Here is an 18,658-nt window from a genome sequence, read left to right on the forward strand (position 1 = left end):
ATCATCGAGGCCCGCGTCTACGCCGAGCTGCGCCGTACCCCTGCTCTCCGAGGCGTTGACGCACTACGACGCCGCGCACATCCGGGAACTGGTGCCGTATCCGTCTTGGCTGGCCGTGGCCCTGGCCGACGCCGACGAGCCGGAGGAAGCGGCGCATACGGCCTTCCGGCTGCTGGAGCTGTCTGCCGGCCTGACCAGTGACCGCACCACCCAGCGCGCCCATGTAGTCCTGGCTCGGCTCAAGCCGTACGCCAATGTCCCTCAAGTTCGGGAACTCCTAATCCGCTACCCCATGCGTGCCTGAGCCTGTCGACAGAAGGCCTCCCTGGATTCGTCGATCAGTCCTCAAGGGGTTCCGCGCCGAGGAATCGCAGCTCCAGCATCTCCAGGGAGAAGGGGAGACCCGTGATCCTTCCCGCGAGGGCGAACGAACGCTCTATCGGGAAGTCGATGTGCGAGTCGTCATCGAAGATGTCGTATTCGGGATCCAGGCCGACTCCACGCATCTCCTCGATGAAACGGTCCGGATCGCTGCCCGACCGATCGTCTGGGCACATCGGATCGAAGTGGACGACCGACTCACCCTCAACGATGTAGGCGAAGCTGTCCGAGGCGTAGTCATGGCGGCAGACCGACACGACCTCGGTTCCCCGTGAGACCGGGCCGTACACGTCGGAGTCGACGGCGATCTTCCATCCTCCCGGTTCGATGACCAGGGTCCAGTCACCGATCTTCGCGGCGCCGATGTAACCGGCCGAGTCGGCCCTCATGCTCTCCACCGAGCGTTCGTTCAGTTCCTCGGCTGTCGCTCCTTCCTCCATGGTGTTCTCGTCCACGCCGAATCGGCGGAGGACCTCGTCCGGGGAGAGCCCTCGGACGAAGGACACACAGTAGATCTCACCCAGTTCTTCACGGCCGGAGAGCCAGCGGAACCCCTCAGGGCACTCGGTCATCGTCACTCCTTTGAACAGGTGGACGGCATGATCGCAGTTGTCGCCGACAGAAAGGGATCGAAGGTCCGATCGGTGAGGGAAGCTCGGCGACAGCTCTGGTTTTAGGGATGTCTTCTGGGCGACAACGACCGGGGATGCGGCTGGACACCGGTGGACGGTCAAAGCCCGTAGCTTCAGGTCAGGGCAGGTATCGGTACCAGTCATGCTGCGGTACCGATCAGGACGGTGCCGAAAGGGTCCCGGATCAGGTACCGCAGAGCCTGGACGACCTTGACGACCGTGGTGGGTCAGCGGCTGCAACGTGTGGCACGCGGCTACAACCCCCTGGTCGCAACGTTGTCGGCGCCGCCGTCCGCAAGCAGATCAGTCCTTCGCTTCGCGGACGTCCTCTCCCTGCTCGGCGAACGCCTTGAAGTCCTGCATGTGCTGTAGCGACTGCTTGCGGAAGGCACCGGGCATCAGGAGGCCCACCAGCCGCATCAGCAAGCCGCTGAACCGGTATTCGTTCTCGCTCACCCAGAGCGTCGTGTCCGGACCGGCTTCGGTGAACCGGTCGCGCGTGGCGCTCCACATGCCCTCGCCGACGATCTCGCGTTCGAAGTGGACGACGCTCTCTTTCGGGATCCCGTGCAGGTCTTCCGGCTCCCGGCGCGTGATGGTCTCGATGCCCTCGAACTTCTGCTGCCCCATCTGCATCACGACCCGCGACTTGGTACCGACCTGCCCGTGCACCCCACTCAGCGGCTCATGCAGCACCAGGCCCCGCAGCCACATCGGCATGTGTGCCGGGTCGGCGAGCAACTGGACCGCCCTCTCCCGCGGCAGGGCGATCTCGATCGAGACGGTGTACTTCATGGCGGAGCGCTCCAGGTTCCTGAGTGAACGGACCTACGCTGACAGCCTCGCCTCATATCGAACAGGAGACCGATCAACATCGATCAGAAGGGCGAAGCCAGGATCAGTTCTAACGAATCACCGTGCATCGCCCAACGCTAGGGGATCACTGATCTTCTCGGAAGGGGTAAGCGCCCATGCCTCCGGCGGGGGTGCTCCGGCTCCGGGATGATCACCGTGCCCGTTGCGTGCCCGTTCTGTCGGCGATCGCCGGGGAGTCCCGGTGACTCACGGGGATCCGGCTGCATAGGCCCAGGTCAGCGTTGGCCTTGGTCAGGAGCGGTGATCCGGGGAGAGTTCCCAAGCTGATAGCGCATCACGCCGGGTAGTCGGTGTTCCAGGGGTAGGCGAGGCGCTCGGGTGACACTCCCCATTCCTGAAGGTGTACTACGAGCCCTGCTTCATCCTGAGCCGATTCCCGCTTGATCTCGCTGCTCCCCATGTCGTAGTCCCAGCTGTCGAGGTACTCGGCGACGAACTCACGATGCACGAGCCGGAAGGCGCGTCCCGCATCGCTTCGCGTCCACCCCTCCCGTCGAGCTGCGGCATCGGTCTCCGTCAGGATCGGACGGATCTCGACCCATGCCCGGCGCCCCGGCCGGCTCGCCTCCACCTCGGCGATGAGGAGGCGGCCGAGCCGAAGCGCATTCAGCTTGTCCGCGGGAAGCGCCTCGGCAAGGTCATCGGTCATGGAGCACCCTTCAGATGAACTGACAGCGAACGGCTCTGAAGGGTCCTGGACGTCGTTCGGGGACCTTCAAATGAGATGTCACTGGTTCGAACCCGGTAGCGCCCACCAGCGAAAACGCCCCGTTTCCGATCGAGGGAACGGGGTGTCGTGCCATTGACGTGCCATAGGCCAGCGCGGGCGAGCACTCCTGAAGATCCATCGTCATCGTCCGGGCGGACCTCTTCGACCTTGCTGTTCATCGCGTCGGCGATCTTCCGGTCGGCTTCCGCCGTACGGTGCTTATAGATCGGATCGGCGCCGACCGCTCGGCTCCCGGATGGAGATCTACTCCGCCGGAATCCCATGTCCTACGATCGTCCGCCATGACGACGTTCCAGAAGGACCGCCTCAAGTTCCTTCCCATGACAGCTTGGATCTTCCCGGCCCTCAGCACCTTCCTGCTGGTCTTGAGCTTCCCCGACGAAGGCGCGCCGGTTACCGCGCAAACGCTGTTCATGATCGCGACAGCAGTCGTCATCGCACTCGGAGGAGTCATCGCGGTCCTCGCCGGGATCATGTCCGCACTGGTCGCACGGCTCGGTGAGGGAAAAGACGCCTCCGGCGGTGCCACTCGGCTCCGGGGTGATCGCCAAGGTGAGACCGTGGAGCCGTAGGCGGCCGAGGTGGAGTCTGATCGTCCCGCCTGCCACATCCCAGGCAGAGCCCAGCAACCCGGTTCCTCCGGCCCAAGCACGTCTGCGCTCGCCGGCATCCGATGATCGAGGAACGGCGACCGGTCCAGGGACATGCCAAGACGGGCTCGACCGCCGTTTCCGGGGCGCTTTCGACGCCAATGCCCGTGCTACGGGCGCTTGAAAGCGGTCATCGGTTACGAACTGCGGCACCGAGGAGCGGGGTGTTCACCGTGTCCTCGGTGAAGGAGATGCCGGTGATCTTTTTTGCCAGTGCGAAGCACTGCGGAAACGGATTATGTGCGATGGGAGTCTCCCTGGAGGGGCCGAGATCTAGGCCGACCTCACGCATCGTGTCGAGCAGACGGTCCGGGGCGCTGCCCCGGCGGGCGTAGGGAGCCAGTTGATCGAAGAAGGTGACCAGTTCACCGTCGACCGTGTAGGAGAAGCAGTCCGAAGCCTGGACGTTGCGGTAGACGGATACGACCTCGGTTGCCCGGGAAAGACTGCGCAGCAGGTGCTCATCAGTGGTGAGTGAACCTGTCCAGAACTGGATGAGTATCGTCCAGCCGTCCTTCTCCAGTGCGCCCACGTAGCTGCTCCGGAAGTTGTCGGAGTAGATGTATTCCATCGTGCGCTCCTGGTGTGCGTCAAAGGTCACCTCCTCGATCGTGTCCTCCTCTGCGCCGAGGCGGATCAATGCCTCAGAGGGGGTGAGGGATCGGACGAAGGAGACGCAGGAGACGTCGCGGAACGGGCCGTGCTTCAGCAGCCAGCCGAATTCCTCGTGTGAGATCGTCAGCGTAGCCTCCTTGAGGGTTTTCATTCCGAATAGTGATCAGATTCAGTCGTTCACAGTACGGGCGGCCCGCGCCGTCGAAGAGTCGTTCCTCAGAGGGGATGGCTCACCGCTTCTCGGCAGAAGCCGTCTATACCCGTGGTGTCAGTCCCGGCGTCGCTCGACCGCGATCACCCGGCCGGCTTCCGCCTCGGTCGCCGCGCGGACCTCGACGAAGTCGTTTTCGGCGCGCAGACCATAGGCGAAGAACGGCGGACCAAGTAGCAGCCGTTGCCCGGAAGGGCCGCGCATGGGACCGCACAGTTCCACGATGCCAGCGTGACTCAGGTAGGTGACCTGCCCAGTCTCGCCCCAAGGCTCACCGGGTGCGGGAGGTTCGGCGTACCAGGCTTCCATCCGCACCTGCGCCGTTCGCGCCCTGGCATGACTTTTGATGCCGACCGGGGACACGGCTGGACACCGGTGGACGGCCAGATCGTAGCTGCAGGTCAGGGTCGATATCGGTACTGGTCGGGGACCTGCTCGGATTGCCTGACAAGCGAGATGTCACTGGTCCGAACCCGGTAGCGCCCACAGAGATGCCCCTGACCTGCACTGACAGGTCAGGGGCCCTATGTTTTCAGGGAACGCGCCGAGCGTTCACCGCTTGGTGGCATCCCGCTTCGGCGGCAGTCTGCCGTTGCGGGGCGGCCGGCTCGGGATGGAGCGGCGGACCTCGACCTTGGCCTCCTGGCAACGGCGCGCGGGGCTCATCGCCCGTCCTTCTCATCCTCCCCGGCCGGCGCATCAAGGTGAAAACGGCTGACTGCGTCAGAGCACGAATGGATTCTCGTCGGATGTGACGGCCGAGAGCAGCGCGGAGCCGAACTTGCCGTACAGGTGTCGCTGAAGGGCCGGACCGAAGCTCACCCGAGCGACGCCGAGCGCGGCGAGTTCGGCCAGCGACAGCTTCCCGAGCCCGTACGCGACGTTGACGGGACCGGGAATGCCCTCGGCCAGGACCTTGATCACGTCGGGGTTGCCGGCGCCGATCGGATAAACGCAGTCCGCGCCGGCCGCGAGGTATCGGGCGCCGCGGTCGAGTGTGGCGGCCAGCTGCGCCCGCGGCGACCCGGACCGGCGCAGGAACGAGTCCGTACGCGCGTTGATGACCAGGTCCACGTTCAGCGACGTCGCCGCATCGCGCACCGCCGCCAGGAAGTCCGCCTGCTCGGCGACGTCGATCATGTTTCCGTCCGGCGGGTTCGAATCCTCCAGATTCAGGCCGGCGGCCCCGGTCGCGGCGAACCGCTCGACGAGCTCAGCCGGCGCGAGCCCGTAGCCGCGCTCGAAGTCGACGGTCACCGGCAGGCTCACCGCCCGGACGATCCGCTCGGCCGCGGCCAGCACCTCCTCGACCGGCGCCGCCTCACCGTCGTCGTAGCCGAGTACCGCGGCCGTGGCGGCGCTGCTCGTGGCCACGGCCGGCAGCCCGGCCGCCTCGACCATCCGGGCCGAGGCCGCATCCCAGGCGTTGGGCAGCACAAGCGGGTCACCGCTCACGTGCAACCGGCGGAGTGCGGCGGCCTCTCTCTGCGGCGGGGAAGCCTCCCGGACCTCCGGGCGGGATGGGTCACTCATGGAATCCTCCATGTCATGGATGTCTAGGGGCAGCGTCACTCACCTCGTCGCCTGCGCCGGTGCGGTCACGGGGGTCAGCCGTCGGCCGGGCATGCCGAGTGCGATGAGTGCGCCGACGAACGCGAGCGCGGTGACCGCGCCCATCGCCGCCGTGAACCCCTCGCTGAACTCCCCGGCTGAGTCGTAGCCCCCGGCACCGGCGAAGACGGCGACCGTGACCGCGACACCGAACACCCCACCGAAGATCCGCAGCGTCATGAACGCACCGGACGCTTGACCGATCTCCTGTGGTCGCACCGCTCCGACCACCGCCTTCTGCGCTGCGGGCATGGCCATCGTCAGTCCGGCGCCGCTGATGATCAGCGCGGGCAGCAGCTCGGGATAGCCCGTGTCGGTATCGGCGACCACGGTGATCCAGCCCATGCCCGCGGTCTGGAGCAGCAGCCCGCCGACCACGAACGTCCGCTCGCCGATCTTGTCGGCCAACCGGCCGGCGATCGGCGCGCACACCATCAGCGTCGCGGTCCACGGCATCAGCCGCAGGCCGGCATCGAGCGGTCCTTCACTGTGCACGGTCTGGAAGTACTGGGCGAGAAAGAACAGCGTGCCGTACAGGGAGGCGAAGACGCAGAAGTTCGCCGGGTTGGCCGTGGCGAACGCCCTCAACCGGAAGAACCGCATCGGCAGCATCGGCGCCTCCGCGCGTCGTTCCCAGAGCACGAAGGCGATCACCAGCGCGGCACCGAGCACCAGCGCGCCCAGCACTTCCGCGCTGCTCCAGCCCGCCGCGTTCCCGCGGACCAGACCCCAGACGATGCCGAACGCGCCCAGGGTCACGAGCGCGACCCCTCCCAGGTCGAGCCGGCTGCCCGGGCCGGCGGTCTCATCGACGTGCCGCACCGTGAACAGGATCGCGATCACTCCGATCGGCAGGTTCAGCCAGAAGATCCACTGCCAGGTCAGCTCCTCGGCGACGACGCCGCCGAGGAACGGGCCGCCGAACGTCGCCAGACCGGTGACGCCCAGGTACAGCCCCATCGCCTTGCCCCGCTGCCGCGGCGGGAACATCGCACTGATGAGGGTCAGCGACAGCGGCAGCACCAGCGCGGCGCCGACGCCCTGGAACGCCCGGGACGTGATCAGGGTGCCGATGTCCGGCGACGACGCACAGGCCACCGACGCGACGGTGAACAGCGCCAGTCCGGTGACGAACACGCGGCGGCGGCCGAACCGGTCACCCAGCGCCGCTCCCGTCAGCAGCAGTACCGCGAACGTCAGGCTGTAGGCGTTGACGGTCCACTCGAGTGCTTCGAGCGACGCCGCCAGATCCTGCCGGATCGTGTTCAGCGCCGTCGTCACGATCAAACTGTCCAGGGACATCATGAACGACGCCAGTGAGGCAAGCCCCAGTACCCACGCCTGCTCGGACGTCATCCCTCCTCCGGCATTCACCGTTTCTCCTTCTGTTCAGAGTTTTCCCGGGTACGTGAGCGGACGCCGTCGCCGTGAATTCCGCAGCGCTGTCACCGGGAATTCCGCGGCGCCGCCGCCCTTTTGCGCATGACGATTCGCGCGCCCCCCGGGCGCGCTTTCGGGTGTCCCCGCGGGGAATCGAGTCCGGTAGCGGCCGATCAGGTGCGCAGCGACCGCGGGAAACCGAACAGCGTCAAAAGCGAGTTGTCGATGAATCGCGTCAGCACGGAGATCCGGCCGCCGGTCAGAGTCAGTACGAGAACTCCGTGCGCGTGCATGATCGGGGTCCGCGGGTCACGTACATAGCAGCCGAACGCCGGTTGGCCGTTCGCCCGCGTCGGGACCAGCACGTACCGCAGGCCGTTGCGCAGCGCGACGGTGGTCAGGAAGTTCCGCACGGCATCGGGGCCCTGGTATTCCAGCGGCAGCGGCGGCATGGTCAGCCACGCGTCGTCCGTCATCATGGCCACGATCGCATCGACGTCCCCGGCCTCGAACGCGCGGACGAAGTCATCCACGATCCGGCGTTCCTCCGGCGAGTTCGGCAACGGGGAGCTCTCCCGATCGGGAGCCGGAAGCTCGTGCGCCAGGGCGGCCCGCGCCCGCTTCAGCGCGCTGTTCACCGCGTTTTCAGTCGTGCCGAGAATCTCCGCCACCTCGACGGACCGGAACGCCAGCACATCCCGCAGCACCAGTACGGCTCGCTGCCTCGGCGGCAGCTGCTGCAGCGCTGCCAGGAACGCCAGCGACACCGACTCCCTGGCCTCGTACCGCGCCTCCGGCCCGGGCAGGTGGTCGGCGATCTCGTCGAGCAGCACATCGGGGTACGGCTCCAGCCAGCTCGGCTCCGCCCGGAGGCGCGACGGCTCGGGCAACGGGACCTCCGGCTGATAGGCCGCGTACTCCTGTGGGCGACGGCTGACGGCCCGCAGCGCGTTGAGGCAGCGGTTGGTCGCGATGCGGTAGAGCCAGGTCCGCACCGAAGCGCGTTCCGCATAGCCGTCGATCCCGCGCCACGCCGCCAGCAGCGTCTCCTGCAGCAGATCCTCGGCGTCCTGCACCGAGCCGAGGATGCGGTAGCAGTGCACCTGGAGCTCACGGCGGTACGGCTCGACGAGCTCGCGGAACGCCTCACCGTCCCCGCTCCGCGCCAGCGCCAGCAGGTCACCGGCCGGGTGCCGGGCACGGGCCGGGGCGCCGGATCCCCCGGTCGGCGGAATCCCTCGCATGGCGGCTCCTTCTCTCCCGAGTCTCTCTCGTAAGAACAGACACCGCCAACGCCGGAAAGTGGTCGGCCGGCGCCGAGTTCTCGGCGAGAGTCCCGCGGGTCTTCAGGTCCGGTGCGTCGGTTCGAGCCGCCAGGACACGCCTGACCGTGCGCGAAGGGTCCGTCGCCATGGGCACAAGGATCTCCGGAGGCGTGGCGGGGTCGCTCGCCACGGCCGGCCGGTGCCCTTGTTCCGGGTGGGTGAGGTTCGTTCACTCGTTGAGGGTGATGCCTCGCCGGGTCCTCAGCCGGGATCCTACGGGGGTCGTGGTGGGTGTGGATGCCGGTGCGGAGGTGCGGTCGATGCCACGCAGAGTCTCCTCGGCGGTGGTGGCCGTGATCCTCGCGACGGTGGGCCTGGTCGTCGGATGCTCCGGTGGCGGTGGCGGTGGCGGGTCGCAGGCCGGGACACCGCCCTCGTCCACCGGGAGCGTCGACTTCACCCCCAGCCGGAGTGCGGACGCATCCTCGACCCGCAGTGCCGATCCCCAGGATCGCGTGACTCCGGAGGTCTCCTCCGGTTCGGTGAGACCGTCGCCGACGACGAGGACCAGGACAGTGCAGCCGACGACGACAGCGGTCGTCACGGAACGTGTTACACAGAGCGCGACGTTGACCGCCCCCCAGGCCGAGCCGCAGCCGACGACGACCGTGGTCGTCACGGAACGTGTTACGCAGAGCGCGACGTTGACCGCCTCCCAGGCCGAGCCGCAGCCTGTGGCGTCCGCGGGTGCCGAGTCGCCGATCCCGGAAAGCGGCGCCGGTTCTCCGCCGCTCTGGCTCTGGATCATCCTCGCGGTGGTCGTCGGCGGCCTGGTGGCATGGCTTGTCTACGCGATCCGGCGGGGTTCGAGAACGGAGCGGACCTGAGGTGCCGGATCTCTGCCCGGCGCTCACCTTCGGCCTGACCGAGGACCCCTCAGGGGGCGTCGCCCGGGCGGTCGGCCTCGTCGAGGAGCTCGCCCGGCGTCGCCGCATCGCCTCCCCGGTGCGGATGACGGTGGCGACCACCGACGAAGGAAACCGGCAGAGTCCGCATCGTGATCGTCTTCAGGGCCAAGTTCGAAGGCATGGAACCGGGGGCGGCCTGGCAGGACCTCAGGATGGGGGTCCGTGACTGGAACGCCTGGGAACGTATCGCGCTCGTGACCGATCACGCGTGGATGAAGGACGGGCTCCAGCTGTTCGCCTGGGCCATGCCAGGTGAGGTCAAATCCTTCGAGCTGGCCCAGCAGGACGACGCCGTCGCCTGGGCGGCCGGCCTCGCCGAGTAGGCGGCGCTCGTATATCGGGTGGCCGCGGTCCGAGTGGAAGCTCACCGGTCCGGTCGGCCTGCGGTGGGCTCTTGTCCCACGCGTCGCCGTTGCCGGTGGGCGTCTGCGCGGCGTCCCCGCGGGGTCCTTCCCCACGGCTTGTAGATCGACAGGATGGTCGCGACGACGAGCAGGATGAAGGCGGCGAGGTTGCCCGCGATCAACAGGGTGCGGACGGCGTGCCCGGTGGCGGGTACGGCCGGGCCCGTCGCCTCGGCGAGGGCCCGGCCGGTCCACTCGTGCAGGAAGAAGAAGCCGTTGGCCATCGCCAGCAGGACCAGCCCCAGCTTGGCGACGACCCAGTGGTGCTTCAGGACGCCCCAGTTGCTGGACAGGCCGCTGACTATGCCGCTGAGGAGGGTGAGCAGCGCCGTCGGAATGACGATCACATCGTCGATGAGGACCATGATCTGATAACCGGTTCGTACGAACGCCGGGTCCTGCGACTGCCGCAGCGTCATCCCCAGGACGATCATGACGACCGCCACGCCGAGCCAGCCGACCGAGCCGCCGACGTGGATGACGAGTGCCGCCCTGCGCAGGCGTGGTCGCCGCGGGGAGCGTCCGGCCGCGGTACGGCTCGCCGGGCGCGGGCGCGAAGCAGTGGTGGAACGTTCGTCGGACATGGCCGCCAGCGTGCCGTCGCCCGGCCGTCGCTGTCGTCGCCCGGGCAACGGATCATGGTCTGCGCGCCGGAGCGCAGGGGTCCTGCCACATCCGCCGTAGCCGAGTGCGTGCGCGCCGTACGTCGGGGAACGTACGGCGCATACGGTCTGATACCGATGACGGGTGAGTCTCCGCTTCCTAGGCTGACGGGCGTGAGGTTCTCCCGGGCCCGGCTGTGGGACTGCGCGGTGGCGGCGGTCGCCGTGCCGCTGTTCATCGCGGGGAGCGCGGCGGCGTCCCGGAGCGGGGCGCCGTCCTTCCGTGCGCTCGACGCGCTCGCTCACATTCTGCTCGTCGTGGCCGGGCTGGCTCTCGCGGCCCGATCGCGGTACCCGGTGGCGGTCTTCGCCGTCACGCTCGCCTGCTGCGCGGGGATGCTCGCGCGGCACTACGCCTACGGGCCGGTTTTCCTCGCGTCGTACGTGGCCCTCGTCACCGTGGTGGTCCGCCATGGTCTGCGGACAGGACTGGCGGCGGCGGGCGCCGCCGGAACCGTGCTGCTGGTCGCCGATGTGATCGGCTGGGGACGCGAGTGGGTCGTCGAAGACGCCGGCGCCTGGATCGTCTGGTACGCCTCGCTGCTGATCCCCGCCGCGGTCGGCGCGGTGGTCCGCCTCGACCGGGACCGGCGGGCGAACGCGGAGGAGGCCGAGGCGGAGCGGCAGCTGCGGCGCCTCCAGGATGAGCGCCTGGCGCTCGCCCGGGAGGTCCACGACGTACTCGGTCACAGCCTCAGCGTGATCAGCATGCGTGCCGGCGTCGCGCTCCATGTCGCCCGGCGTCGCCCGGATCAGGCCCTGGAGGCGTTGGAGGCGATCCGGAAGACGAGTAAGGAGGCGCTGGACGCGTTGCGGACGACGCTCGATCTTGTCAGGGAGCAGCACTCCTCCCCGGGTCCGGAGCACATCGGCGGTCTCGTGGAGTCGATCAGGGCGGCAGGGCAGCGGGTCGAGCTGACCGTCGGCGGTGATCCGGCGCGGCTCCCCGGGGCGACAGGGCACGCCGTCTACCGGATCGTGCAGGAAGCCCTCACCAACGTGGTACGGCACGCGAAGCGGGCCACGGCGACCGTGAAGATCGACTACCGTTCGGACGAGGTGATCGTGTCGGTGACCGACGACGGCGCCGGGCGCACGCGCGACATCCCCGGCAACGGGATCACGGGCATGCGGGAACGGGTGGCGGCACTGCGCGGCACGCTCACGGCGGGCCCGCAGGACGAGGGCGGCTTCGCCGTACACGCGCGGCTGCCGGTGACGGGAGAGGGCCGGCATGATCAAGGTTCTGATCGCCGATGATCAGGCGCTGGTCCGGATCGGCCTGCGGGTGCTGATCGAGACCGAGGACGACCTGGAAGTGGCGGGGGAGGCCGCCGACGGGCGGGAAGCCCTGGAACTGGCCCGGCGGCTGCGTCCGGACGTCGTGCTCATGGACATCCGGATGCCCGGTATGGACGGCCTGGCCGCGCTCCGCGGCATTCTCTCCGATCCGGCGCTGAGCGGGACGCGCGTGGTCATGCTGACCACATTCGAGATCGACGACTACATCTTCACGGCACTGCGCGAGGGCGCCAGCGGCTTCCTGATCAAGGACGCCGAGCCGGAAGAGCTGCTCAGAGCGGTCCGGGTGGTGGCGGACGGCGGCTCCCTGCTGTCGCCCTCGGTGACGCGGCGGGTGATCGGCGAGTTCGCCTCCCGCCGTACTCCGGTGGTGCCGCACGGGAGGCTGGGGGAGCTGACCCGGCGGGAGCGCGAGATCGTGGGGTTGGTCGGTGAGGGGTTGTCCAACGACGAGATCGCCGCTCGCCTGATGGTCAGCCCGGCCACGGTACGCACTCATGTGGGCAGGGCCATGACCAAACTCGACGCCCGCGACCGGGCCCGGCTCGTGGTGATCGCCTACCGGTCGGGTCTCGTACGTTGATCGCGCAGGCCGCGGCGGTACTCCTCCAGGAATCCGGCGATCAGGGTGACGGGGCCTGCCTGCCGCCCGTCGGCTGGGCGGTACGACCGTGAACGGACGACGGCCGGTCGCGGCAGCTCATCCGCCGCAGGTGGAGTATTCCCTGCTGCTGACGTAGTCCTGGACCAGCCAGCCGGACTCGGTTCTGCGCAGGGTCAGAGTCCCCAGGTCGTTGGGGGTTTCCGCCAGCTCCACATCGTCGGGGTGTGTCCATCCCCTGCCGCAGTATCCGCTGACCTCGGCCTCCTCGCCCTCCGTCTTGAGCCCGGTGGGAACCATCTGCCGATAGGCGTCCCGATTGGTGATCTTGCCGTGGAACAGGTTGACGGCCTGCACGCAGGTGCTCATCTCGTTGCTGCGAGCGAACAGCTCCTGCGCGGACACCGACATCAGGTTGCAGGCGTCTTCGCCCTCGTCGTCGGCGATGAACGCGGTCAGCCTCGTCAACGTCTCCTGCGGTGTGTCCGCCCCTTCGGGCTCGCCGCTGCCGCAGCCTGCGGCGGCCAGCGAGGACATTGCGAGGACGAGCAGCAGGCGGTGCGGGCGCATAGCTCTCCAGTCGGATGGTCGGGATGATCTTCCCGGCGCCGACTTTATCTATTTTTCAGTTTTTATGCTGACTTACCGCAAATTAGTGCATGAGAGTGCGACAAAGGCCACGATAAATGGATATTTGCGTACGAAGTCATGTCCAGCATCTGAGGACGGGCAGTGGCGGTGTCGGATCGGGACGGAGGCGTTCGTAGTAAGGGTGAGAGGCCGCCCGCGAGGGGCGCTCCGAAGCACAGGAGATGATCCGAGATGCAGTACCTGGTTTCCGTGATCTTCGACAGGGACAAGGACGGCTTCGCCACTCCGGAGGAGGGGGCTGCGATCGACGTGTTCAACGAGCGGCTCATGGCCGAGGGGCACTGGGTCTTCGCCGGTGGCCTCGGGACGACCGACTCGGCCACTGTGATCGACAACCGGGGCGGGGAGACGATGTTCACCGACGGGCCCTTCCTGGAGTCGAAGGAGTTCGTCGCCGGCTTCTGGATCATCGAGGCCGCGGACCTCGACGTGGCGCTCAAGCTCGCCGCCGAGGGATCGAAGGCCTGCAACCGCAAGGTCGAGGTGCGGCCATTCATGTGAACGACGCCGATGTCGGGAAGGCGATCACCCGGGCGCACCATGAGGAGTGGGCGCGGCTGGTCGCCTTCCTGACCAGGCGTCTGGGTGATCTCGACATCGCCGAGGAGGCGGCGGCCGAGGCGTTCGCGGCCGCCGTCCAGCGGTGGCCGGTCGACGGCGTGCCGCCCAACCCCGGCGCCTGGCTGACCACCACCGCCAATCGCAAGGCCATCGACCGGATCCGGCGCGAGACCAGGCGTGAGGACAAGCACAAGGAGGCTCAGCTGTTGTACGACGACGACCCGCCCGAGCCTGCCGGCGTCATCGGCGACGAGCGGCTCCGGCTGATCTTCACCTGCTGTCACCCGGCGCTGGCCATGGAGACCCGCGTGGCGCTGACGCTGCGCATGGTCGCCGGTCTGACCGTGCCCGAGATCGCCCGTGCCTTCCTGGTCCGGGAGAGCACCATGGGGCGGCGGATCACCCGTGCGAAGGACAAGATCAAGGCGGCTCGCATCCCCTATCGGGTGCCGCCCGCGGAAGATCTCCCGAACCGCGTCTCCGGCGTCCTGGCCGTTCTCTTCCTCGTCTTCAACGAGGGCTATCTCGCGAGCGGCCCCGACAGCGATCCCGTACGTCACGACCTGACCGCCGAGGCGATCCGGCTCACCCGCCTGATCCGTGACCTCATGCCGGAAGACGGTGAGGTGGCCGGGCTGCTGGCGCTGATGCTCCTGATCGAGGCCCGCCGTACCGCCCGGGTCTCGGGCGGCGGCGAGCTGGTCCCCCTCGACGAGCAGGACCGCGGGGCCTGGGACGCGGCGCTGATCGCCGAGGGCCATCGGCTGGTACGCGAGCGTCTGGCCGCCGGGCAGGCCCCGGGCCGCTATCAGATCCTCGCCGCGATCAACGCCGTGCACACCTCCGCCCGCGACGTACGCGACACCGACTGGTCGCAGGTCGTCGCCCTCTACGACCAGCTCGTCCGCCTCGACCCCTCGCCGATCGTCGCCCTCAACCGGGCCATCGCGGTCGCCGAGCTCGACGGCCCGGAGGCGGCGCTGGCGGCCGTCGACCGTCTCGAGGGCAAACTTGCCGGCTATCACGCCTACCATGCGACCCGCGCCGACCTGCTGCGCCGGCTGGGCCGCAGTCACACCTCACGGGCGGCGTACGACAGAGCCATCGAGCTCGCGGGCAACACCGCCGAGGTCGCCTACCTGACACGCCGCCGCGACCAGCTGGGACGGTGACCCGGTCGCCGACGTCTTCCGCTGCCGCCGTGGCCTTTCTTGCTCGTGGTGACGTGGTCTTCCCCCCAGGCCGGAGAGCTGATGAGCGACGGAACCGCTGGTTTTCAAGAGCAGGGATCTTGTGGAATCCGAGGGCGATCCTGCACCGTACTCTCACATTCCCTGCGCCCGATCGTCGCGGGCGGATCGGCTCTCGTCTCCTTGCCGATGAACCCGGTCGCCTGCCTTCCCTGGTTCGCCAGACACGGCGTGCTGAAGGCGGTCCTGATGGCTTTCGCCGTTCTCGTCGCCACGGCCGGTCCGGCGGCGATGATCGTTCACGACGTCACCGCCGACGCGACTCCGGGCCAGTGCCTCCCGCCCCGGTGGCCCTCCTGGATCACCCGGTGACGGGGTCGGGCCGGCCCCGCCTCAGCCGCGCATGAGTCCCGAACGGCGGGCCAGCTCGTCTTCCGCGGGGGTGCCTTCTCTCGTGCCCGGTCTGCTGCGGGTGACGTAGCGGAACGGCATGCCTCCCGGCACCGCCAGGATGCCGCCGAAGCGGGTGTCACCGGCGAACCACATCTCGTCCCCGGCCACCGGCCCCCGGTGACCGGGGCCGTCCCATCCGTCCCACGGCGGCGGGAACGAGCAGTGGCTCTGACCGTCCGGCTGCAGGAGCGTCACCCTGTTCTCGGTGCCCCATCGGCGGCCCCGTGCGCGTTCTCCGGCGCCGGACACCACTTTCACCGGCCCGGTGCGGCACGGCCACACCTGCCAGCCGTAGGTCTCCAGGATCCGTCGCTCCCTGTGCCGCGCGCGACGCCACAGCATCGCCAGGCCCGCCGTCGCCGAGAACGTGACCGCGAGCATCGCGCCGATCGCCCCGGCGGGACCTCCGGCCGGGAGGAGCACGGCCGCGAGCCCGCCCTGGGGGACGAGCGCGACCAGGGACCACAGAGCGCCCGCGCGCTCACGACGGCGCAGGACGGCCTCCACGCCGGGGGTGGCGACGGCCTTGTCCGGCAGTACGGCGTAGCCGTACTGATCTGCGATCACTGGGAACCTCCGGTCGGCGGTGCCCCGGCTTCCCCGTCCCTGATGAGCCGGGAGGACGACATCCGGGTAGGCGGGCCGACCGCGAACCGGACGTGCCACGGGCTGTGACGCATTATGCCGGGGCGGGCTCCATCCGTTTTCCGGCTGCCGGCCACCGGCCGTCGGCCGCCGGTCAGGTGACCGGCACGATCCTCGCCTCGGCCAGGACGCCGTTCTCGATGTGGAGCAGGCCCAGGGTGCCGTGCGGCTGGCGGCGGCGGTCGGTGGGGGAGCCGGGGTTGAAGATGCGCAAGCCGCCCTCGCTCTCGTCGAGCGGGATGTGCGAGTGCCCGAAGACGACCAGGTCGGCCCCGGGGAACCGGCGGCGCAGCCGGGGCAGGCGTCCCCGTGCCGCGCCGCTGTCATGGATCATGGCCACGCGGAGCCCGTCCAGTTCGAGTTCGAGCGTCTCGGGTGCGACCACGTCAGGCCCGTCGTTGTTGCCCTTGACGGTGTGGACGGGCGCGTAGGCGGCCAGCTCGTCGAGCACGCCCGCGGTGCAGACGTCCCCGGCGTGCAGGATGAGGTCGGCGCCGGTCAGGTGCTCGGCGACGCGGGCAGGGCAGGATTTCCACCGCCGCGGCGCGTGGGTGTCGGACAGGACGACGACGTTCACGATGCCGTCCTGCCCGCGCCCGCGCCGGGCTCACCTTCTTCCCGCGCCGCCGTACGGCACCGCCGACCTCGCCTTCCCCGCGCCGCGGGTCAGCGGCGGTGGAGGCGGAAGTAGTCGAACTCGGCCGTGGCACCCGCGCCGCCCAGGGAGATGAGCCCGACGCGCAGGCCGGCGTCGGCCGGCAGGGTCCACACGCCGCCGTAGACCCAGTTGCGGCCGTCGCGGCTGGTGGCCGCGCGCAGTTCGTGCTCGCCGTCGCGCCGGTCGACCCGGTGGACCAGGCGCAGCCAGGTCTCCTCGGCGGGCGGTCCGACGATCGTGCCGCCGTAGGCGATCCGGCCCTCGTACGGCATCTCCTTGCCGAACTCGGTCTGGCGGGTGTTCCAGATCGCGACGTGGACGAGCTTGGTGTAGAGATCGTCACCGGCGTAGGCGACGAGGCCGGCCTGCTGATAGTTGCGGACGCTGTCGGTTCCCAGGTCGATGCGGAGCTTGGTCTCGGCGGTCCAGTCTCCCTCGGGGACCTCGCGCAGCAGGACGGAGGCGGTGTTGTTCTCCCTGTTGAGCTCGGCGTCCTGGGTCGGCCAGCGCAGCGCCCCGCCGGTGACCTCTCCCTGCGGCGCGCGCACCCAGCTCCAGCCGGAGCCCAACTGCGTGCCGTCGAACTCGTCGCTGCGGCGGCGGTCGACCGGGCCGGGGCGGGGGGCCGGCGCGACCTTCACCGGGCCGGTACGGCCCGGCGCCGGCTGCGGGTCCTCCGAGGCCCACGCGCCGCCCCGGACGGTCGGCCAGCCGCCGATCCAGTCGAGCCGGTCGATCAGCATGGGCCGCTCGTTGATCCCGAACGGCTCGTCGAGGTAGGGGTCGGCGCGGTCGATGGCGTGGTAGACCAGCCAGTCCTGCCCGGCCGGGTCGGTCACGACGGCGTTGTGCCCGGTGCCCACCCAGCGGTTGCCGTTCGGCGCGATGACGATCGTGCCGCCGGCCCGCGAGGTGGTCAGCGACACTCCCTCCCGGTCGGTGTAGGGGCCGGTGATGGAGCGCGAGCGCCCGGCGTAGACGCTGTAGCCCGTGGTCGGTCCGGCGCAGCAGTCGGCCGAGGAGGCGAACAGGTACCAGTAGCCGCCGCGGCGCACCAGGTAGCCGCCCTCGAACTTGTTGTCGACGGCGATCATCGTGGGCTCGCCCACGGCCTTCCTGCCGGTGGAGTCGAGGCGCGTGATGAAGATCCCGCCGTAGTAGGAGCCGTAGACGAGATACTCGGTCCCGTCGGTGTCGACGGCGTGGCTGGGATCGAAGGTCCACTTGAAGTCGCCGGAGGCCCCGGCGCCCCTGCGCGGTTCCACGACCGGGGCGCCCGAGTCGGTCCACGGGCCGGTCGGCGTCGGTGCGGTGGCCATCCCGATCGCGTTGTCGTTCGGCTCGGGCGTGAGGGTGGTCTGGGTGACCACGTAGTACAGGCGGTACTCGCCGTCGACGCGCCGGATGTCCGGCGCCCACAGGCTCGCGCCCGCCGCGGTGTCGGCCCAGGCCGGCAGGGTGCGCTCGGTGAAGGCGTCACCGACGTAGGTCCAGTCGACCAGGTTCCGCGAGCGGGAGACGGGCAGGTAGTGGCGGGTCCCCTCGCCCTCGCGCAGGGGGTCGCTGGTCCCGAAGGCGTACCACCAGCCGTCCTCGCCCCGGACGATCGCCGGGTCGGCGAAGGTGTCGGAGAAGGAGCGGCTGACCGGGTTGGTGTAGGTACGGGGCCCGCCCCCGCCGGGGGCCGCGACCGATCCGCCAAGGACGGCGTCCGGCCCCGGATCCGCCTCCGCGGCCGGGGCCACCGCCAGCAGGCAGGTCAGGCCCGCCAATGCGGCGATCATCCGTTGAACGACTCTGGCACCCATGAAGACCTCTTCCGCTGCGCCTCGCACGTGTCCCCGACCGAACGCCCCCGTTCCCAGATCTTTCTACAACGTTGTATTCAACGTTGTACATAGGTGGCCGCCACCATCCCGGCACGGACTTCACCGCGTCCGGACGTTAGAGGTGAGGGAGGCGGGGCACGTCGGCGGACAGGAAGATCCGAAACTGACCGGGCGTCCTCACGCCCGGCCGGACGTCACTGGAGGTCGTGCATGCTGGCTCGGACCAGGCGAAGGGCGGCGCTGGCCGCCGCGGGGACGGCGATGCTCGCCGTACTGGCCGGTGGATGCGGAGGCGGCGACGAGGGCGACGACGACAGCCCGGACGTGGTCGAGACGACGGACACCGAGAACGACCAGGACGACTGATCCGGGCGCGGATCCGG

Annotated in this window: 23 protein-coding genes and 1 pseudogene; 10 read left to right on the forward strand and 14 right to left on the reverse strand. The window is 69.1% G+C overall.

Features of this window, described 5'->3' with window-relative positions:
- Positions 1-55: 55 nt before the first annotated feature.
- Positions 56-304 (forward strand): hypothetical protein, encoded by a 249-nt coding sequence (locus tag Pta02_RS12675; RefSeq protein WP_203874955.1) that lies wholly within the window; start codon positions 56-58, stop codon positions 302-304.
- A 34-nt stretch (positions 305-338) separates the two neighbouring features.
- Here the strand turns inward: Pta02_RS12675 and Pta02_RS12680 are convergent, their stop codons facing one another.
- From Pta02_RS12680 to Pta02_RS12690, 3 genes are all read right to left on the reverse strand, one after another.
- A complete protein-coding gene (locus Pta02_RS12680) occupies positions 339-953 on the reverse strand; it encodes a DUF6461 domain-containing protein (RefSeq protein WP_203875035.1) in 615 nt (204 codons plus the stop codon).
- Positions 954-1,316: 363 nt separating this feature from the next.
- Positions 1,317-1,808: an SRPBCC family protein gene (locus tag Pta02_RS12685; RefSeq protein WP_203874956.1), complete on the reverse strand. Its 492-nt coding sequence runs from the start codon at positions 1,806-1,808 to the stop codon at positions 1,317-1,319.
- 355 nt (positions 1,809-2,163) lie between these two features.
- Complete coding sequence (locus tag Pta02_RS12690) at positions 2,164-2,538, reverse strand: hypothetical protein (RefSeq protein WP_203874957.1); 375 nt, start codon at positions 2,536-2,538, stop codon at positions 2,164-2,166.
- A gap of 362 nt (positions 2,539-2,900) precedes the next feature.
- Between Pta02_RS12690 and Pta02_RS12695 the strand changes: the two genes are divergently transcribed.
- Complete coding sequence (locus Pta02_RS12695) at positions 2,901-3,191, forward strand: hypothetical protein (protein ID WP_203874958.1); 291 nt, start codon at positions 2,901-2,903, stop codon at positions 3,189-3,191.
- A 208-nt stretch (positions 3,192-3,399) separates the two neighbouring features.
- On the opposite strand, the gene Pta02_RS12700 is transcribed toward Pta02_RS12695, so the two are convergent.
- The 6 genes from Pta02_RS12700 to Pta02_RS12725 form a co-directional block, all read right to left on the reverse strand.
- Positions 3,400-4,035, reverse strand: coding sequence for a DUF6461 domain-containing protein (locus tag Pta02_RS12700; RefSeq protein WP_203874959.1), 636 nt, complete (start codon positions 4,033-4,035; stop codon positions 3,400-3,402).
- A gap of 117 nt (positions 4,036-4,152) precedes the next feature.
- The gene (locus Pta02_RS12705) at positions 4,153-4,404 is read right to left on the reverse strand and encodes a hypothetical protein (protein WP_203874960.1); all 252 of its coding nucleotides are present in this window, start codon (positions 4,402-4,404) and stop codon (positions 4,153-4,155) included.
- 414 nt (positions 4,405-4,818) lie between these two features.
- Positions 4,819-5,628 carry an isocitrate lyase/PEP mutase family protein gene (locus Pta02_RS12710; protein WP_203874961.1) on the reverse strand — a complete coding sequence of 270 codons (810 nt, stop codon included), beginning with the start codon at positions 5,626-5,628 and terminating at the stop codon, positions 4,819-4,821.
- Positions 5,629-5,667: 39 nt separating this feature from the next.
- The gene (locus Pta02_RS12715; RefSeq protein ID WP_203874962.1) at positions 5,668-7,062 is read right to left on the reverse strand and encodes a DHA2 family efflux MFS transporter permease subunit; all 1,395 of its coding nucleotides are present in this window, start codon (positions 7,060-7,062) and stop codon (positions 5,668-5,670) included.
- Between the two features lie 197 nt (positions 7,063-7,259).
- Positions 7,260-8,330 (reverse strand): sigma-70 family RNA polymerase sigma factor, encoded by a 1,071-nt coding sequence (locus Pta02_RS12720; protein ID WP_203874963.1) that lies wholly within the window; start codon positions 8,328-8,330, stop codon positions 7,260-7,262.
- A gap of 250 nt (positions 8,331-8,580) precedes the next feature.
- Positions 8,581-8,955 (reverse strand): hypothetical protein, encoded by a 375-nt coding sequence (locus tag Pta02_RS12725; RefSeq protein ID WP_203874964.1) that lies wholly within the window; start codon positions 8,953-8,955, stop codon positions 8,581-8,583.
- Between the two features lie 25 nt (positions 8,956-8,980).
- On the opposite strand from Pta02_RS12725, the gene Pta02_RS12730 reads away from it, so the two are divergent.
- Positions 8,981-9,238 carry a hypothetical protein gene (locus Pta02_RS12730; protein WP_203874965.1) on the forward strand — a complete coding sequence of 86 codons (258 nt, stop codon included), beginning with the start codon at positions 8,981-8,983 and terminating at the stop codon, positions 9,236-9,238.
- A 164-nt stretch (positions 9,239-9,402) separates the two neighbouring features.
- Positions 9,403-9,642: pseudogene (locus Pta02_RS12735) on the forward strand (SpoIIAA family protein); the annotation flags it as partial.
- A gap of 41 nt (positions 9,643-9,683) precedes the next feature.
- Here the strand turns inward: Pta02_RS12735 and Pta02_RS12740 are convergent.
- Positions 9,684-10,307 carry a DUF2269 family protein gene (locus Pta02_RS12740; RefSeq protein ID WP_203874967.1) on the reverse strand — a complete coding sequence of 208 codons (624 nt, stop codon included), beginning with the start codon at positions 10,305-10,307 and terminating at the stop codon, positions 9,684-9,686.
- Positions 10,308-10,499: 192 nt separating this feature from the next.
- On the opposite strand from Pta02_RS12740, the gene Pta02_RS12745 reads away from it, so the two are divergent.
- Positions 10,500-11,645, forward strand: a complete 1,146-nt coding sequence (locus Pta02_RS12745) for a sensor histidine kinase (RefSeq protein WP_203874968.1) — start codon at positions 10,500-10,502, stop codon at positions 11,643-11,645.
- A complete protein-coding gene (locus tag Pta02_RS12750) occupies positions 11,620-12,270 on the forward strand; it encodes a response regulator (protein ID WP_203874969.1) in 651 nt (216 codons plus the stop codon). Before Pta02_RS12745 ends, Pta02_RS12750 begins: the two co-directional genes overlap by 26 nt.
- 117 nt (positions 12,271-12,387) lie before the next feature.
- On the opposite strand, the gene Pta02_RS12755 is transcribed toward Pta02_RS12750, so the two are convergent.
- Entirely contained in the window at positions 12,388-12,858 is a 471-nt protein-coding gene (locus Pta02_RS12755; RefSeq protein ID WP_203874970.1) for a hypothetical protein, read from the reverse strand.
- Between the two features lie 252 nt (positions 12,859-13,110).
- Between Pta02_RS12755 and Pta02_RS12760 the strand changes: the two genes are divergently transcribed.
- From Pta02_RS12760 to Pta02_RS41890, 3 genes are all read left to right on the forward strand, one after another.
- Positions 13,111-13,440, forward strand: a complete 330-nt coding sequence (locus Pta02_RS12760) for a YciI family protein (protein ID WP_203874971.1) — start codon at positions 13,111-13,113, stop codon at positions 13,438-13,440.
- Positions 13,437-14,672 carry an RNA polymerase sigma factor gene (locus tag Pta02_RS12765; RefSeq protein ID WP_203874972.1) on the forward strand — a complete coding sequence of 412 codons (1,236 nt, stop codon included), beginning with the start codon at positions 13,437-13,439 and terminating at the stop codon, positions 14,670-14,672. The genes Pta02_RS12760 and Pta02_RS12765 overlap by 4 nt, the downstream gene beginning before the upstream one ends.
- A 267-nt stretch (positions 14,673-14,939) precedes the next feature.
- Complete coding sequence (locus tag Pta02_RS41890) at positions 14,940-15,062, forward strand: hypothetical protein (protein WP_275423576.1); 123 nt, start codon at positions 14,940-14,942, stop codon at positions 15,060-15,062.
- 21 nt (positions 15,063-15,083) lie between these two features.
- Here Pta02_RS41890 and Pta02_RS12770 read toward each other — a convergent pair whose 3' ends face one another.
- From Pta02_RS12770 to Pta02_RS12780, 3 genes are all read right to left on the reverse strand, one after another.
- On the reverse strand, positions 15,084-15,710 hold the full coding sequence (locus Pta02_RS12770; RefSeq protein ID WP_203874973.1) for a hypothetical protein: 627 nt from the start codon (positions 15,708-15,710) through the stop codon (positions 15,084-15,086).
- Positions 15,711-15,882: 172 nt separating this feature from the next.
- Positions 15,883-16,365, reverse strand: coding sequence for a metallophosphoesterase family protein (locus Pta02_RS12775; protein ID WP_203874974.1), 483 nt, complete (start codon positions 16,363-16,365; stop codon positions 15,883-15,885).
- Positions 16,366-16,454: 89 nt separating this feature from the next.
- Positions 16,455-18,230 (reverse strand): glycoside hydrolase family 43 protein, encoded by a 1,776-nt coding sequence (locus Pta02_RS12780; protein ID WP_203874975.1) that lies wholly within the window; start codon positions 18,228-18,230, stop codon positions 16,455-16,457.
- Between the two features lie 255 nt (positions 18,231-18,485).
- On the opposite strand from Pta02_RS12780, the gene Pta02_RS12785 reads away from it, so the two are divergent.
- On the forward strand, positions 18,486-18,641 hold the full coding sequence (locus Pta02_RS12785) for a hypothetical protein (protein WP_203874976.1): 156 nt from the start codon (positions 18,486-18,488) through the stop codon (positions 18,639-18,641).
- Positions 18,642-18,658: the final 17 nt, after the last annotated feature.

It is taken from the genome of Paraplanobispora takensis, assembly GCF_016863195.1.
GTDB classification, from domain to species: Bacteria; Actinomycetota; Actinomycetes; order Streptosporangiales; family Streptosporangiaceae; genus Planobispora; species Planobispora takensis.

What these genes read in the sequence shown, in the direction of transcription:
- Pta02_RS12715 (WP_203874962.1), bottom strand. Translation starts at nt 7,062, where the DNA reads ATGACGTCCGAGCAGGCGTGGGTACTGGGGCTTGCCTCACTGGCGTCG.
- Pta02_RS12780 (WP_203874975.1), bottom strand. Translation starts at nt 18,230, where the DNA reads ATGATCGCCGCATTGGCGGGCCTGACCTGCCTGCTGGCGGTGGCCCCG.
- Pta02_RS12695 (WP_203874958.1), top strand. Translation starts at nt 2,901, where the DNA reads ATGACGACGTTCCAGAAGGACCGCCTCAAGTTCCTTCCCATGACAGCT.
- Pta02_RS12785 (WP_203874976.1), top strand. Translation starts at nt 18,486, where the DNA reads ATGCTGGCTCGGACCAGGCGAAGGGCGGCGCTGGCCGCCGCGGGGACG.
- Pta02_RS12685 (WP_203874956.1), bottom strand. Translation starts at nt 1,808, where the DNA reads ATGAAGTACACCGTCTCGATCGAGATCGCCCTGCCGCGGGAGAGGGCG.
- Pta02_RS12750 (WP_203874969.1), top strand. Translation starts at nt 11,620, where the DNA reads ATGATCAAGGTTCTGATCGCCGATGATCAGGCGCTGGTCCGGATCGGC.
- Pta02_RS12700 (WP_203874959.1), bottom strand. Translation starts at nt 4,035, where the DNA reads ATGAAAACCCTCAAGGAGGCTACGCTGACGATCTCACACGAGGAATTC.
- Pta02_RS12760 (WP_203874971.1), top strand. Translation starts at nt 13,111, where the DNA reads ATGCAGTACCTGGTTTCCGTGATCTTCGACAGGGACAAGGACGGCTTC.
- Pta02_RS12755 (WP_203874970.1), bottom strand. Translation starts at nt 12,858, where the DNA reads ATGCGCCCGCACCGCCTGCTGCTCGTCCTCGCAATGTCCTCGCTGGCC.
- Pta02_RS12690 (WP_203874957.1), bottom strand. Translation starts at nt 2,538, where the DNA reads ATGACCGATGACCTTGCCGAGGCGCTTCCCGCGGACAAGCTGAATGCG.
- Pta02_RS12740 (WP_203874967.1), bottom strand. Translation starts at nt 10,307, where the DNA reads ATGTCCGACGAACGTTCCACCACTGCTTCGCGCCCGCGCCCGGCGAGC.
- Pta02_RS41890 (WP_275423576.1), top strand. Translation starts at nt 14,940, where the DNA reads ATGGCTTTCGCCGTTCTCGTCGCCACGGCCGGTCCGGCGGCGATGATC.
- Pta02_RS12705 (WP_203874960.1), bottom strand. Translation starts at nt 4,404, where the DNA reads ATGGAAGCCTGGTACGCCGAACCTCCCGCACCCGGTGAGCCTTGGGGC.
- Pta02_RS12720 (WP_203874963.1), bottom strand. Translation starts at nt 8,330, where the DNA reads ATGCGAGGGATTCCGCCGACCGGGGGATCCGGCGCCCCGGCCCGTGCC.
- Pta02_RS12680 (WP_203875035.1), bottom strand. Translation starts at nt 953, where the DNA reads ATGACCGAGTGCCCTGAGGGGTTCCGCTGGCTCTCCGGCCGTGAAGAA.
- Pta02_RS12710 (WP_203874961.1), bottom strand. Translation starts at nt 5,628, where the DNA reads ATGAGTGACCCATCCCGCCCGGAGGTCCGGGAGGCTTCCCCGCCGCAG.